The sequence below is a fragment of the Rhodococcus sp. RD6.2 genome (assembly GCF_001040705.1).
Classification (GTDB): Bacteria; Actinomycetota; Actinomycetes; order Mycobacteriales; family Mycobacteriaceae; genus Rhodococcus_G.
On the sequence record NZ_CVQP01000006.1, the window covers coordinates 304,436 to 318,338 of the forward strand.

Below are 13,903 nucleotides of genomic sequence, written 5' to 3' on the forward strand. Positions count from 1 at the left end.
GACCTAGACCGGCTGGCCGAGCTCGACCGCGGCGATCGCGTCACCGACGAGACCTGCGGCGAGGGTGTTGCCACCGGCGGGGTCGATCAGCAGGAAGCTGCCGGTGTGCCGGTTGACGCGGTAGTCGTCCGCGACGATCGGGTCCGCGACACGCACCGAGATCTTGCCGATCTCGTTGAGCTGCAGCGCTGCCGGGCTCTGCTCGGTGGTCAGGCTCTGCTCGTCGAAACGCTCGACGAGCGAGCCGACGATGGCCTGCGTGGTGCGGGTGCCGTGCTTGAGCAGCAGCCGGGCACCGGGGTGCAGGGGCTTCTCGGCCAGCCAGCACACGGTCGCCTCGAACTCGCCGAGCGGTTCCGGGGCGTCCTGCGGAGAGGCGATGGTGTCGCCGCGCGAGATGTCGACGTCGTCCTCGAGCACGAGGGTGACGCTGCGACCGGCATGTGCGAAATCGAGTTCGCCGTCCGCCGTGTCGACCCGGGTGACCGTGGTGCGGATGCCGGACGGCAGCACCACGACCTCGTCGCCGGGCCGGACCTCGCCCGCCGCGACCTGGCCCGCGTATCCGCGGTAGTCGGGGAAGTCGGCGGTGCGCGGCCGGATCACGTACTGGACGGGGAAGCGCAGGCCCACCCGGTGCGGCTCGGCGTCGACGGGCACCGACTCGAGGTGCTCGATCAGCGTCGGGCCGTTGTAGTACGGCGTGTTCTCCGACCGGACGGCCACGTTGTCGCCGTGCAGCGCGGACACCGGGATCTCCACAACGTCCTCGTCGGCCCAGCCGAGCGAGGAGGTGAGGGCGTTGAACTCGCGGGAGATGTCCGCGAACACCGTCTCGGGGTCCTCGACGAGGTCGATCTTGTTGACCGCCAGCACCAGTCGCGGCACACCGAGCAGCGCGAGAACCGCGGCGTGCTTACGGGTCTGCGAGATGACACCCTTACGGGCATCGACCAGCAGGATCACCAGCTGCGCGGTGGACGCACCGGAGACGGTGTTGCGGGTGTACTGCACGTGCCCAGGGGTGTCCGCGAGCACGAAGCTGCGGTTCGGGGTCGCGAAGTAGCGGTACGCGACGTCGATGGTGATGCCCTGCTCGCGTTCGGCGCGCAGGCCGTCCACGAGGAGCGACAGGTCGGGGGTGTCGAGACCCTTGTCGACGGACGCGCGGGTGACGGCGTCGATCTGGTCGGCGAGAACGGATTTCGTGTCGTACAGCAGCCGGCCCACGAGGGTGGACTTGCCGTCGTCGACGCTGCCGGCCGTGGCCAGGCGCAGCAGATCACTCATCAGAAGTAGCCCTCTCGCTTGCGGTCTTCCATGGCCGCTTCGGAAACTCGGTCGTCGCCACGCGTCGCGCCGCGTTCGGTGAGGCGGGACGCCGCGACCTCGGCCAGGATGGCCTCGTTGTCGGCGGCGTCGGACAGCACGGCGCCGGTGGTGGAGCCGTCGCCGACGGTGCGGTAGCGGACCGAGAGGTTCTGCACCTGCTCGCCTTCGCGGGGGCCGCCCCAGACGCCGGACGTCATCCACATGCCGTCGCGCTGGTACACCTCACGCTCGTGGGCGTAGTAGATGCTCGCCAACTCGACGTTGTCTCGGGCGATGTAGCGCCAGATGTCGAGCTCGGTGAAGTTGCTGAGCGGGAACACTCGCACCTGCTCACCCGGGGAGTGCTTGCCGTTGTACAGGTTCCACAGCTCCGGGCGCTGCTTCTTCGGGTCCCAGCGACCGAAAGCGTCACGCAGCGAGAAGATGCGCTCCTTCGCCCGGGCCCGTTCCTCGTCGCGGCGAGCACCGCCGAAGACCGCGTCGAAGCGGTTCTCGGCGATGGCGTCGAGCAGCGGAACGGTCTGCAGCGGGTTGCGGATCCCGTCGGGACGCTCGGTGAGCCGTCCGTCGGCGATGTACTCCTCGACGCTCGCGACATGCAGGCGCAGGTTGTACTTCGCGACGACGTGGTCGCGGAACGCGAGGACCTCGGGCAGGTTGTGCCCGGTGTCGACGTGCAGCAGCGCGAACGGCAGCGGCGCGGGCCAGAAGGCCTTGATCGCCAGGTGCAGCAGCACCGTGGAGTCCTTGCCGCCGGAAAACAGGATCACCGGACGCTCGAACTCGCCCGCGACCTCACGGAAGATGTGGATCGCCTCGGACTCGAGCGCCGCGAGGGTGTCGAAGTCGGAGCCGGAGAGCGTCGGCCGGATGTCGGTGAGTTCAGCAGTCATGAGGCGTGCAACCCGCATTCTGTCTTGGAGTTGCCGGCCCACCGTCCGCTGCGCGGATCGGAGCCGGGGGCTGGCTTGGAGGTGCAGGGTGCGCACCCGATGGACGGATATCCCTCGTCGACAAGCGGATTGACGAGGATGCCGTGCTTGTCGATGTAGTTCTGCATGTCCTCGTCGGACCACGCGGCGATCGGGTTGATCTTCACCAGCCCGAACGCGTCGTCGAACGAGATCAGCGGCGCATTGGCGCGGGTGGGGGCCTCGACCCGGCGGATGCCGGTCACCCACGCCTTGTAGCCGGCGAGCGACTTCTTCAGCGGCGCCACCTTGCGCAGCGCGCAGCAGCGTCCCGGGTCGCGGGCGAACAGGTCCTTGCCCTCGGCCGCGTCCTGCTCTGCGACGGTGGCCTCGGCCTGAACGTTGATCACGTTCACCCCGTACACGGCCTCGACGGCGTCACGGGTGCCGATGGTCTCCGCGAAGTGGTAGCCGGTGTCGAGGAACAGCACGTCGACACCGGGATGCACCTGCGCCGCGAGGTGCACGAGCACCCCGTCCTGCATGTTCGACGCCACGATGTACTGGCTGCCGAAGGTGTCCTCGGTCCACCGCAGCAGTTCCTCGGCGGACGCACCCTCGAGACTCGCCGCCCCCTGCGCGGCAAGGTCGCGGAGGTCGGCCTCGGTTGCGTCGGTCAGATCCAATCCGGTGGTCATCGCAGATCCTCCTCGTCGGCGCGGACGGTCCACTCGGCGAACCGCTCGCCCTCGTTGCGGTGCTTGACGAACTGCCGCACCACGCGCTCGATGTAGTCGCCCAGCTCCTCGCTGGTGACCTTGTGCTGGCGCAGCTTGCGACCGAATCCGGCGTCGAGGCCGAGGCTGCCGCCCAGGTGCACCTGGAAGCCCTCGATCTGGTTGCCTTCACCGTCGTCGACGAGCTGGCCCTTGAATCCGATGTCGGCGATCTGCGACCGGCCGCAGGAGTTGGGGCAGCCGTTGATGTTCACCGTGATCGGCACGTCCAGGGACGCGTTGATGTCGGCGAGCCGGTCCTCGAGCTCCGGTGCGAGCACCTGGGACCGCTTGCGGGTCTCGGTGAACGACAGCTTGCAGAACTCGATTCCGCTGCAGGCGAGGAGGTTTCGACGCCAGTGCGACGGCCGGCCGTGCAGGCCGAGCGGCTTGAGCTCGTCGATCAGCCATTCGACCTTGTCGTCGGGCACGTCGAGCACGATCAGCTTCTGGTACGGCGTGAAGCGGACGCGGTCGGAGCCGACGGCCGCGACCGCCTCGGCGACCTTGCTCAAGATGCTGCCCGACACGCGACCGGCGATGGGGGAGAAGCCGATCGCGTTGAGCCCGTTTCGCAGCTTCTGCACGCCGATGTGGTCGATCGGGCGCTCCGGCTTCTCCGGCGCGGGGCCGTCGATCAGCTTCCGCTTGAGGTACTCCGTCTCGAGCACCTCACGGAACTTCTCGATGCCCCAGTCCTTGATGAGGAACTTCAGGCGCGCCTTGGTGCGCAGGCGCCGGTAGCCGTAGTCGCGGAAGATCGACACGACCGCTTCCCAGACGTCGGGAACCTCGTCGAGCGGGACCCACACGCCGACGCGCTGCGCGAGCATCGGGTTGGTGGACAGGCCGCCGCCGACCCACAGGTCGAGGCCCGGTCCGTGCTCGGGATGGTTGACGCCGACGAACGCGACGTCGTTGATCTCGTGGACCACGTCCTGCTGGCCGGAGATGGCGGTCTTGAACTTGCGGGGCAGGTTCGAGTACGCCGGGTCGCCGATGTAGCGGCGGACGATCTCGTCGATCGCCGGGGTGGGGTCGAGGACCTCGTCGAACGATTCGCCTGCGAGCGGCGAGCCGAGGACGACGCGGGGGCAGTCGCCGCACGCCTCGGTGGTCTTCAGGCCGACGGACTCGAGGCGGCGCCAGATCTCGGGGACGTTCTCGATCTCGATCCAGTGGTACTGGACGTTCTCGCGGTCCGAGAGGTCGGCGGTGTCGCGGCCGAACTCGGTGGAGATCTCACCGAGGGTCCGCAGCTGCGCGACGTTGAGGGCGCCTGCGTCGCACCGCACCCGCATCATGAAGTAGCGGGCCTCGAGCAGGTCGATGTTCTCGTCACCGGTGAAGGTGCCGTCGTAGCCCTGCTCACGCTGGGTGTAGAGGCCCCACCAGCGCATGCGGCCACGCAGGTCGGCCTTGTCGATGCTGTCGAAACCCTGCTTCGAGTAGATGTCCTCGATGCGGGCGCGAACGTTGAGCGGGTTGTCGTCCTTCTTGGACTGCTCGTTCGCGTTGAGCGGTTCGCGGTAGCCGAGGGCCCACTGGCCTTCGGAACGGCGCTTGACCGGGCGCGGTGTGCGCGCACGCGGCGCGTCGTCCGCCGCGGGAGGTGACGAGTCGACTGTCTGCGACATCAGGAGGCGCTCCAAGATCTGCTTCAGGTGGATCTGTACGGGCGCCGGTCTACCGGGGGCATGGCTGTCGAGGGGAGGGCTGTCCCCGCGTGCCCACATTCGAGACCGGCCGGGACTGGCGGGTTGCTGAGAATGCGTCTACGCAGAGCAGGAAAGACAGCAACAGCTACAGACACGCTTGAGATCCACATGGCGTCGAGCCACGAGCACAATCCCAAGTCCGGTCACGCCGACGATTGTGCCAGATCACACCGCCGATGCCGACACCTGCTCCGGTATTTCCCCCGAATTGGGGGGAAATGCGCAGACCAGTGGCCGGTGTGGGATGGATCACTCTCGGCCCGGTGGGACACTGGAGCGGTGAGTACCCGCCTGACCGAGCCGACCACGACCGCCTTCGCACTGCCCGAGACGGCGCTGGAAGGGCTCGGCTCACGGCCGTTCGGCATCTACGTCCACGTCCCGTTCTGCGCCACCCGCTGCGGCTACTGCGACTTCAACACCTACACCGCGGGCGAACTCGGCACGTCGGCCTCGCCGCAGTCGTGGCTCGAGGGCCTGCGCCGCGAACTCGACGCCGGTGCGGCGATGCTGGGGCGCGGGGCAGCGGCCGTGCCGGCGGCGCAGACGGTCTTCGTCGGCGGCGGTACCCCGTCGCTCCTCGGCGGCGACGGGCTTGCGGAGGTGCTCGCGGCCGTCCGGTCGAGTTTCGGCCTCGCTCCGGGCGCCGAGGTGACCACCGAGTCGAACCCGGAGTCGACGTCGCCGGAGTTCTTCGACACCATCCGCGGCGCCGGCTACACCCGGGTCTCGCTCGGCATGCAGTCCGCGGCGCAGCACGTGCTGCGCGTCCTCGATCGCACCCACACGCCGGGCCGTGCCGTCGCCGCGGCAAAGGAGGCCAGGGCGGCCGGGTTCGGACACGTGAACCTCGACATGATCTACGGGACGCCGGGCGAGCGCGACGAGGACCTCGACGCCACCCTCGACGCGGTGCTCTCCGCCGACGTCGATCACGTCTCCGCGTACTCGCTGATCGTCGAGGATGGCACGGCACTGGCCCGCAAGGTCCGGCGTGGCGAACTGCCTGCCCCCGACGACGACGTCCTCGCCGCCCGCTACGAACGCATCGACGCCCGCCTCGCGGACGCGGGTCTGGGCTGGTACGAGGTGTCGAACTGGTCGAAGCCCGGCGCCGAGTGCAGGCACAACATCGGGTACTGGGACGGCGGCGACTGGTGGGGCGCCGGACCGGGCGCGCACAGCCACGTCGGCGGGCTGCGCTGGTGGAACGTCAAGCACCCGGCCCGCTACGCCGACGAGCTGGCGTCCGGGGCCCTGCCCGTCGCGGACAGCGAAACCCTCACCGTGGAGGACCGGCACCTCGAACGCGTGATGCTGGTCCTCCGGCTGCGGTCCGGAATGCCGCTCTCGGATCTGCGCCCGAGTGAGCTCGCGGCCGCCGAGCAGGTCGTCGCGGACGGGTTGCTCTCGCGCATCGATGACCGCCTGGTGCTCACCGACCGTGGCAGGTTGCTGGCGGACGGCGTCATCCGCGACATCCTGAGCTGAACCCTCGATACGCAACTCCGCCCGCCCAGCGATCCCGGGCGTGCGGAATACGGCCGACGCGGTGCCCCCACCGAGGGCTGGAGCTGGTCGAGGTGGCGTGCGCAGTCCGGTGTCACGCGGATTTCGGTCGTGAGATCCCACTGCGGCATGGCCAGGTGGTGCCGCGCGCCGACATCGTGGCTACAAAGGAACCGCCAACTCGCCGTTCCACAGGGTTCGTTGGTGTCGGTGGGCGTGGATACAGTCGGCCGCGTGTCTGTGAATATAGGTGTCTACGTGGAGATCTCCGGGTTGCGCGACGACCGGGAGCAGGTTGGCATGACGATGCTGCTGACCGAGGTCATGCGGGAACATCGGCTGGAGAACGACGTATTCGTCAGCATGCGGGGCAAGGGGGCGGACCTGTCCGTGCGCGCCGATTCCGGCGATCACAAGGTGATCTTCAGCGGGTTCTACGCCTGGGGACCCGCCTTCGAGGAAATGCTGACGGCGCGGGCTACCCAGCTGGTGTCGCACGCGCAGGTGGACTACGAATGGGAGTACGAAGATGAGGTCTGATCTGCGTTTCCACGGACCGTGGAACGACCGTCTGCCGGATCCGGTGCCTGTCGTCCACCGCGATCTCGACGTGAGTGTGGGCGGCCGAGAGCTGACGACACTGACCCGTGAGCACCTCGAGTACTGGGTGCGTCGCATCGAACTGGAGCAGCCGGGCAACACCTTCATGGTCGTGGACCGACCTGACGAACCCGGTTACATCCAGACCTATCGCAACAGCGCCACCGACTTCTACCTCGAATGGTCCGACGCGCCGCCGCCAGCTCCGAGCAGACAGACTGTCGTCAACGACGAAGCACAGATCGTGGCCCTGCTGTGGGCCTGGCTCGAAGGCGATTACACCGAGCTTGACGCACTGGATTGGGAGTCGTTCGACCGTGTAACCGGTGACATCCTCAGCTGATCGCTGAACGGGCGGTTACCGGGGTCGGCACCGGGCCGATGGTCCGGTAACCGCCCGCTCGGCGGATGTCAGGCGATCGCGTCGTAGTCGAACAGCCGTGCGTGCAGCACGACGCGGTTGCGCAGCGCCGAACGGACGGCGTGGTGGACGCCGTCCTCGAGGTAGATCACGCCGTGCCAGAGCACCGCGTGGGGGAACAGGTCGCCGTAGAACGTGGAGTCCTCGGACAGCAGCCGGTCCAGTTCGAGGACCTTCGTTGTCGTGACGATCTCGTCGAGGCGGACCTGGCGAGGAGGAATCTTCGACCAGTCGCGTATCGACAGGCCGTGGTCCGGATAGGGCTTGCCGTCCCGGACACCCTTGAAAATCATGTTGCACCCCGTCGGATGGTTTCGGTCGGTGCGGTGGGCACCGACGCTCGGTCGAGCGCCACCACAGTAAGGGCTGCACGGGCGGTGGTCACGGGACGACTAGAATGCGGGGGCACCCGGCGGCACGGCGGGGGACCCGGCGGCGCGGGGCGAGACGAGCATGGAGGTGGCCGGCATGTCGAGTACCGACGAACGACGCTTCGAGGTGCTGCGCGCGATCGTCGCCGACTACGTCTCCACGCAGGAGCCGATCGGGTCGAAGGCACTCGTCGAGCGGCACAATCTCGGAGTTTCCAGCGCCACGATCCGCAACGACATGGCGGTCCTCGAGGCCGAGGGCTACATCACCCAACCGCACACCAGTTCGGGACGTGTTCCGACCGACAAGGGTTACCGCGAGTTCGTCGACCGGATCTCCGAGGTCAAGCCGATGTCGGGGCCGGAGCGCCGCGCCATCCTCGAGTTCCTGGAAACCGGCGTGGACCTCGACGACGTCCTGCGTCGCGGAGTGCGGCTGCTGGCGCAGCTGACCCGGCAGGTGGCGGTCGTGCAGTACCCGACGCTGTCGGCGTCGTCGGTGCGGCACCTCGAGGTCGTGGCACTGACACCGGCACGGTTGCTGCTGGTCCTCATCACCGACTCCGGGCGAGTGGACCAGCGGATCGTCGAACTCGGGGACGTCATCGACGACGAGGCGCTGTCGCAACTGCGGGCGCTGCTCGGCGGAGCGCTCGAGGGCAAGCGTCTTGCGGACGCGTCGGTGGCGGTGTCCGAACTGGCGATGGCGGCGCCGGAGTCGTTGCGGGACGCGGTGGTTCGCACATCGACGGTGCTGATCGAGACGCTCGTCGAGCATCCGGAGGAGCGTCTCGTTCTCGGCGGAACCGCGAACCTGACGCGCAACGCCGCGGACTTCCCGGGGTCGCTGCGGTCGGTGCTCGAGGCACTCGAGGAGCAGGTGGTGGTCCTCAAGCTGCTGGCCGCGACGGGGACGCCGGGGTCGGTGACGGTGCGGATCGGTGAGGAAACCCAGGTCGAGCAGATCCGCGGGACGTCGGTGATCACCACCGGTTACGGCGCGGGTGGCGCCGTGTTCGGCGGAATGGGTGTGCTGGGCCCCACCCGAATGGACTATCCGGGAACAATCGCGTCGGTCGCCGCCGTTGCCCGGTACATCGGCGAGGTGCTGGCCGAGCGGTGATACGCGCCCACGTCGGGGCGCTGCAGGGGTCGAAACGGCCCCGAATTTCGACGTAGTGACCTTTTTCGAGTGGACAGACAACGAGGACGAGAGACGTAACGTGGCACGGGACTATTACGGACTGCTGGGTGTTTCGCCCAAGGCGACCGATCAGGAGATCAAGCGGGCCTACCGCAAACTCGCCAGGGAACTGCACCCCGACGTGAACCCGGACGAGGCGGCGCAGGCGCGGTTCAAGGACATCTCGACCGCGTACGAAGTGCTGTCGGACCCCGAGAAGCGCCGCATTGTGGACCTGGGCGGCGATCCGTTGCAGCAGGGCGGCGGCGGAGCGGGCGGCTTCGGCGGCGCCGGGTTCGGCGGCGGCGGCCTCGGTGACGTGTTCGAAGCCTTCTTCGGCGGCGCGGGCGGAACCCGCCGCGGTCCGCGCGGTCGCGTGCAGCCCGGCGCGGACTCGCTGCTGCGCACGAAGCTGACGCTCGAGGAATGCGCGACCGGCGTCACCAAGCACATCACCGTCGACACGGCGATCCTCTGCGACCTGTGCACCGGTTCCGGAACCAACGGCGACTCGAAGCCCGTGACCTGTGAAACCTGTGGCGGCGCCGGCGAGGTGCAGTCCGTGCAGCGGTCCTTCCTCGGTCAGGTCATGACGTCGCGGCCCTGCCCCACCTGCCGCGGCGCGGGCGAGACCATCCCCGACCCCTGCCACAAGTGCAGCGGCGACGGCCGCGTGCGGGCCCGCCGCGACATCGCGGTGAAGGTGCCGGTCGGTGTCGGCAACGGCATGCGGATCCGGTTGTCCGCGCAGGGTGAGGTCGGCCCCGGCGGCGGCCCGGCCGGTGACCTGTACGTCGAGGTCATCGAGCAGCAGCACGACGTGTTCGTGCGCGACGGCGACGACCTGCACTGCACGATCCGCGTTCCCATGGTCGACGCGGCGCTCGGCACGACCGTCACGGTCGACACCATCATCGACGGACCCACCGAGATCACCGTCGATCCCGGCACCCAGCCGGGATCGGTCGCGACGCTGCGCGGGCACGGCATGCCGAAGCTCCGCTCGGGTGTTCGTGGCGACGTGCACGCGCATCTCGAGGTGGTCGTTCCGACGAAGCTTGACTCGAAGCAGGCCGCCGTCCTCCGCGATCTCAAGGCACTGCGCGACCGCGACCTCGCCGAGGTCGTCAGCAGCGGCTCGCAGCAGAGCGGTGGGTTGTTCTCCCGGCTGCGCGACGCGTTCAGCGGACGCTGACGAGCGACGCCGATGGCAGCGACGCTGTTCTACCTCGACCCGCTCCCCGACGTCGGAGCGGTCGCGGTCCTCGACGGCAAGGAAGGCAGGCACGCCGCGACGGTGCGCCGCATCCGCGTCGGTGAGCACCTGGTGCTCGCCGACGGCCGCGGCGGCATCGCCCGCGCCGAGGTCGTCGAGGTCGGGAAGGATCGCCTCGACCTGACGGTCACCGCCCGCGACGAGCTGCCCGCCGCGAGCCCGACCGTCACCGTGGTTCAGGCCCTGCCGAAGGCGGAACGATCCGAGCTCGCGGTCGAGCTGGCGACCGAGGCGGGGATCGACGAGATCGTGCCGTGGCAGTCGTCCCGCTGCGTCGCCAAGTGGGAAGGCCCGAAGGCCGTCAAGGGTGTCGCGCGCTGGCAGGCGGTGGCGGTCGCGGCGGCGAAACAGTCACGGCGACCGTACATTCCGCAGGTCGCCGATCTGCACAGGACCGGACAGGTCCTCGCGCGGGTGCGGGAGGTCGTCGCGGCCGGTGGCGTCGTACTGGTGCTGCACGAGGCCGCGACCGCCGAACTCGCCGCCCTGGAACTGCGGACCGTGCCGGAGATCGTGCTCGTCGTCGGCCCCGAGGGCGGACTGGCCGACGACGAGGTTGCCGCGCTCACCGAGGCGGGCGCACACGCGGTCCGGCTCGGCCCGACCGTGCTGCGCACCTCGACGGCCGCGGCGGTTGCCCTCGGCGCGCTCGGGGTCCTCACCGACCGCTGGTCAGCAGCACCGCTCGCGTAGCCCCCGCGGGCGCGGGATGTGTGGCGCGCCAGTGGTCGGCGACGTCGATGCGCCGGGTGATCCAGACGTCGTCGCGGCGCTGGATGTGGTCGAGGAACCGTTCGAGCGCAGCGGTTCGACCCGGTCGTCCCGCGAGGCGGCAGTGCAGTCCGACGGACATCATCTTCGCGCTGCCCTGCATTCCTTCCGCATACAGGACGTCGAAGGTGTCGCGGAGATGTGTGAAGAACTGTTCGCCGCTGGGGAATCCGGCGGGCGACGCGAACCGCATGTCGTTGGTGTCGAGAGAGTACGGGACCACCAGGTGCTGCGAGTCGCCGACCGGAACCCAGTAGGGCAGGTCGTCGGCGTACGAGTCGGAGTCGTAGGCGAATCCGCCGTGCTCGGCGACGAGTTCGCGGGTGCTGGGGGAGTCGCGGCCGGTGTACCAGCCGCGCGGAGACTCGCCCGTCAGGTCGTGGAGGATGCGAACCGCTTCAGCGATGTGGGCGCGTTCGACGTCACGGTCGACACCCTGGTAGGAGATCCACCGCAGCCCGTGGCAGGCGATCTCGTGCCCCAGTTCACCGAAGGCCGCCACCGCCTCCGGATTGCGCTGCAATGCCCGGGCGACGCCGAAGACGGTGAGTGGCAACCCACGTCGCTCGAATACCCGCAGCAGACGCCAGAGGCCGGCTCGGGAGCCGTACTCGTAGAGCGACTCCATGCTCATGTGCCGGTCCGGAAACGCCTGTGCGGGAACCATGTCGGACAGGAACGTCTCGGAGGCGGGATCGCCGTCCAGGACACAGTTCTCGGCGCCCTCCTCGTAGTTCAGGACGAACTGCACCGCGATCCGCGCGCCGCCGGGCCACTGCGGATCGGGCGGGTGCGGGCCGTACCCGACGAGGTCGCGGGGGTAGATGCCGGCGCTCACAGCAGTGCACCGTGCACGCGCAGTCGCGCCATGCCGCCGTCGGGGAAGATGTCGAGCCGGACGTCGGTGACGGGCTCCGGTGTGTCGACGAGGAACCGGTGCCGAGTGTCCGGCTGCAGGACGGTGCGGGGCAGCAGGTCGTGCCACTCGCCGTCGGGTCGGCGTCCGCGCAGGCTCGCGGCGCCGGGCGCGTTGCCGAGGAAACACGACGTGTCGAGTTCGACCATCCGCACGACGCCGGTGCCGGCGAGCCGCACCTGCACCCAGTCGTTGCCGTCGTCGCGGCGTCTGCTGGTCTCCCAGCCCTCGCCCATCGTCCGGACCGGTCCGGGGAACAGCAGGCCCTGCGGCGCACCGTAGTAGCCGTTGGAGCAGGCCGTCACCAGCGCGCCGTTCTCCAGCGCGGCGAGGTCTAGTGACGTGCGGTCGAGGAGGTCCAGGTCGGGTCGGCCCTCGCCGTGCACCCGGAGTCGGGCGACGCCGCCGTCGGGGTGGATCGTGAGTTTGACGTGTGTCCAGCGGGTTTCGGAGTCGACTGCGAACGGGGTGCGGGTGTCGCCGCCGACCGGGCTGCGGGCGACGAGCGTGTGCCACTCCGCCTTGCGCACGTCGTCGGGGGATGGGTGACCGTCGACGGCCGCCGCCTCGACGGTGACCTCGGTGGGGTGGTTGCCGGTGAACCACGCGGTGTCGACGACGACGCCCCGCACGACGCCGGGCACACCGAGGCGGACGATCGCCTCGTCGCAGCCGGGTTGGCGTCGGCGCCGGGTCTCCCAGCCGTCGTAGATCTGGCCGCGCGGCCCGAACGTCGCCGGGCGATGGCCGGCATCGGTCGGAAGGATCAGGTTCTCCTTCTCGGCGAAGGATTCGTCGCTCGCCCACACGACGGCGCCGCCGAGGCTGCGCAGCGCGAGATCGGGGAGGACACGGAAATCGGTTGTGGTCATGGGGGCCTCACTCGGGACTGGGAAGGGGCAGGGTGCGGTCGGCGAGGCCGTGCAGGACGTCGGTGGTGCAGTCCGGTGCGAGCGCGAGGAGCTCGGTCCCGTCGTAGGCGCCGCAGCCGAGGCCGCGCAGGACCACCGCCGCGAGTGCCTGCGCGGTGGCCGGTTCGTCGACGACGGAGCCGCCGCGCCGCTGCAAGTACGCCTGGAGACGGGACGCCGCGGCGGTGAGGGCGGCCCGGTGGAAGTGCAGTACCGCGGCCCACCGGGTCACCAGGTGACCCGGATGGATGTCCCAGCCCTGGTGGTAGCCGCGTTCGAGGGCGCGAGTGACGAGCCGGAAATGCCGGGCCAGGGCGTCCCGAACCTCCAGGTCGGTGCCCTCGGGGACGACCTGGGTCGACCCGTCGGACACCCGGACCCCGGTCTGCGCGGCGGCGGCGAGCATCACCGCTTTCGCGTGGTCGGCAACCGGATGGTCCGCGGACTGCTGGCGCGGCGCGATACCGCAGGCGGCGCTGTAGTCGTAGGTGCCGTAGTGCAGGCCGGTGCACCGCCCGTCGGCGAGATGAACCGCCCGGGCGAGGGGTACCGTCCCGTCCGCGCCGATCACCGCCTGGGGGCTCTCGATCTGCAACTCGAACCGCAGCGCGCGCTCCGGAAGTCCGTGCACGCGTTCGATTTCCTCGCAGAGTGCGACCACGGCGGGAACCTGCTCGGCGGCTCGTAACTTCGGCACGGTGAACACGAATCCCGGTGGCACGCCGCCCGCGGCGTCGAGAACCAGTTCGAGGGTGCGGATCGAACGTCGTCGCTCGGTGGGGGCCAGCCCCTTGGTACGAATCCCGCACCACCGGGGTGCCGCCTCGCCGCCGTCGGTCACCGCGCACAGCGTTCGTCCGGCGCGCCGGGCGTGCTCGTCCTCCACCGTGTCGGCTCGCCATCCGTAGCCGTCCTCGAAGTCGATACGCAGGTCGGCGATCGGGCGCCGGGACAGGATTCCGTCGACGCGGGCGACCGTCGCCGCGTCCGTGAGGTCGGCGATCAGTTCGGACCGTGCGGCGAGGAGGGTGCGTGCCGCATTTCCCCACTCGGTCGGCGTGGCGGAGTCCGCGTGGGCGGCACCGACGTACACGGTGTGCACCGGCTGGTCGTCGGTGCGGGTGTCCGGATACCGGGCGGCGAGTTGCGCGTCGACGGGAGCGAGGATCGCGTCGATTCGGTCCAGGTCGACGGTCACGGTGTTCACC

15 protein-coding genes are annotated in these 13,903 nt (G+C 69.4%); 6 read left to right on the forward strand and 9 right to left on the reverse strand.

What is annotated here, in order from left to right; genetic code table 11:
• Positions 1-3 precede the first annotated feature (3 nt).
• From RHCRD62_RS11610 to RHCRD62_RS26720, 5 genes are all read right to left on the reverse strand, one after another.
• Entirely contained in the window at positions 4-1,290 is a 1,287-nt protein-coding gene (locus tag RHCRD62_RS11610; RefSeq protein WP_050064855.1) for a sulfate adenylyltransferase subunit 1, read from the reverse strand.
• The gene (gene cysD / locus RHCRD62_RS11615) at positions 1,290-2,225 is read right to left on the reverse strand and encodes a sulfate adenylyltransferase subunit CysD (protein ID WP_050065235.1); all 936 of its coding nucleotides are present in this window, start codon (positions 2,223-2,225) and stop codon (positions 1,290-1,292) included. The genes RHCRD62_RS11610 and cysD overlap by 1 nt, the downstream gene beginning before the upstream one ends.
• The gene (locus tag RHCRD62_RS11620) at positions 2,222-2,941 is read right to left on the reverse strand and encodes a phosphoadenylyl-sulfate reductase (protein ID WP_050064856.1); all 720 of its coding nucleotides are present in this window, start codon (positions 2,939-2,941) and stop codon (positions 2,222-2,224) included. Before RHCRD62_RS11620 ends, cysD begins: the two co-directional genes overlap by 4 nt.
• Entirely contained in the window at positions 2,938-4,656 is a 1,719-nt protein-coding gene (locus tag RHCRD62_RS11625; RefSeq protein WP_050064857.1) for a nitrite/sulfite reductase, read from the reverse strand. Before RHCRD62_RS11625 ends, RHCRD62_RS11620 begins: the two co-directional genes overlap by 4 nt.
• Positions 4,657-4,794: 138 nt before the next feature.
• The gene (locus RHCRD62_RS26720; protein WP_367379641.1) at positions 4,795-4,884 is read right to left on the reverse strand and encodes an Ms4527A family Cys-rich leader peptide; all 90 of its coding nucleotides are present in this window, start codon (positions 4,882-4,884) and stop codon (positions 4,795-4,797) included.
• Between the two features lie 132 nt (positions 4,885-5,016).
• Between RHCRD62_RS26720 and hemW the strand changes: the two genes are divergently transcribed.
• The 3 genes from hemW (at position 5,017) to RHCRD62_RS11640 (ending at position 7,189) form a co-directional block, all read left to right on the forward strand.
• Positions 5,017-6,228 carry a radical SAM family heme chaperone HemW gene (hemW, locus tag RHCRD62_RS11630; protein WP_253277287.1) on the forward strand — a complete coding sequence of 404 codons (1,212 nt, stop codon included), beginning with the start codon at positions 5,017-5,019 and terminating at the stop codon, positions 6,226-6,228.
• A gap of 252 nt (positions 6,229-6,480) precedes the next feature.
• Positions 6,481-6,786, forward strand: a complete 306-nt coding sequence (locus tag RHCRD62_RS11635; RefSeq protein ID WP_157050881.1) for a hypothetical protein — start codon at positions 6,481-6,483, stop codon at positions 6,784-6,786.
• Positions 6,776-7,189 (forward strand): hypothetical protein, encoded by a 414-nt coding sequence (locus tag RHCRD62_RS11640; RefSeq protein ID WP_050064859.1) that lies wholly within the window; start codon positions 6,776-6,778, stop codon positions 7,187-7,189. The genes RHCRD62_RS11635 and RHCRD62_RS11640 overlap by 11 nt, the downstream gene beginning before the upstream one ends.
• Before the next feature lie 68 nt (positions 7,190-7,257).
• Here RHCRD62_RS11640 and RHCRD62_RS11645 read toward each other — a convergent pair whose 3' ends face one another.
• On the reverse strand, positions 7,258-7,560 hold the full coding sequence (locus RHCRD62_RS11645) for a type II toxin-antitoxin system VapB family antitoxin (RefSeq protein WP_050064860.1): 303 nt from the start codon (positions 7,558-7,560) through the stop codon (positions 7,258-7,260).
• A gap of 175 nt (positions 7,561-7,735) precedes the next feature.
• Between RHCRD62_RS11645 and hrcA the strand changes: the two genes are divergently transcribed.
• From hrcA to RHCRD62_RS11660, 3 genes are all read left to right on the forward strand, one after another.
• Positions 7,736-8,761 carry a heat-inducible transcriptional repressor HrcA gene (gene hrcA / locus RHCRD62_RS11650; RefSeq protein ID WP_050065237.1) on the forward strand — a complete coding sequence of 342 codons (1,026 nt, stop codon included), beginning with the start codon at positions 7,736-7,738 and terminating at the stop codon, positions 8,759-8,761.
• Between the two features lie 100 nt (positions 8,762-8,861).
• On the forward strand, positions 8,862-10,016 hold the full coding sequence (gene dnaJ, locus RHCRD62_RS11655; RefSeq protein WP_050064861.1) for a molecular chaperone DnaJ: 1,155 nt from the start codon (positions 8,862-8,864) through the stop codon (positions 10,014-10,016).
• A 12-nt stretch (positions 10,017-10,028) separates the two neighbouring features.
• Complete coding sequence (locus RHCRD62_RS11660; protein ID WP_050064862.1) at positions 10,029-10,790, forward strand: 16S rRNA (uracil(1498)-N(3))-methyltransferase; 762 nt, start codon at positions 10,029-10,031, stop codon at positions 10,788-10,790.
• Here RHCRD62_RS11660 and puuE read toward each other — a convergent pair.
• The 3 genes from puuE to RHCRD62_RS11675 are packed head-to-tail and all read right to left on the reverse strand — an operon-like array spanning position 10,756 to position 13,902.
• Positions 10,756-11,706, reverse strand: coding sequence for an allantoinase PuuE (puuE, locus tag RHCRD62_RS11665; RefSeq protein WP_050064863.1), 951 nt, complete (start codon positions 11,704-11,706; stop codon positions 10,756-10,758). The two genes, RHCRD62_RS11660 and puuE, sit on opposite strands and share 35 nt — an antisense overlap.
• The gene (gene alc / locus RHCRD62_RS11670) at positions 11,703-12,656 is read right to left on the reverse strand and encodes an allantoicase (RefSeq protein WP_050064864.1); all 954 of its coding nucleotides are present in this window, start codon (positions 12,654-12,656) and stop codon (positions 11,703-11,705) included. Before alc ends, puuE begins: the two co-directional genes overlap by 4 nt.
• A gap of 7 nt (positions 12,657-12,663) precedes the next feature.
• Positions 12,664-13,902, reverse strand: a complete 1,239-nt coding sequence (locus RHCRD62_RS11675) for a DUF6986 family protein (protein ID WP_050064865.1) — start codon at positions 13,900-13,902, stop codon at positions 12,664-12,666.
• Between the last annotated feature and the right edge of the window lies 1 nt (position 13,903).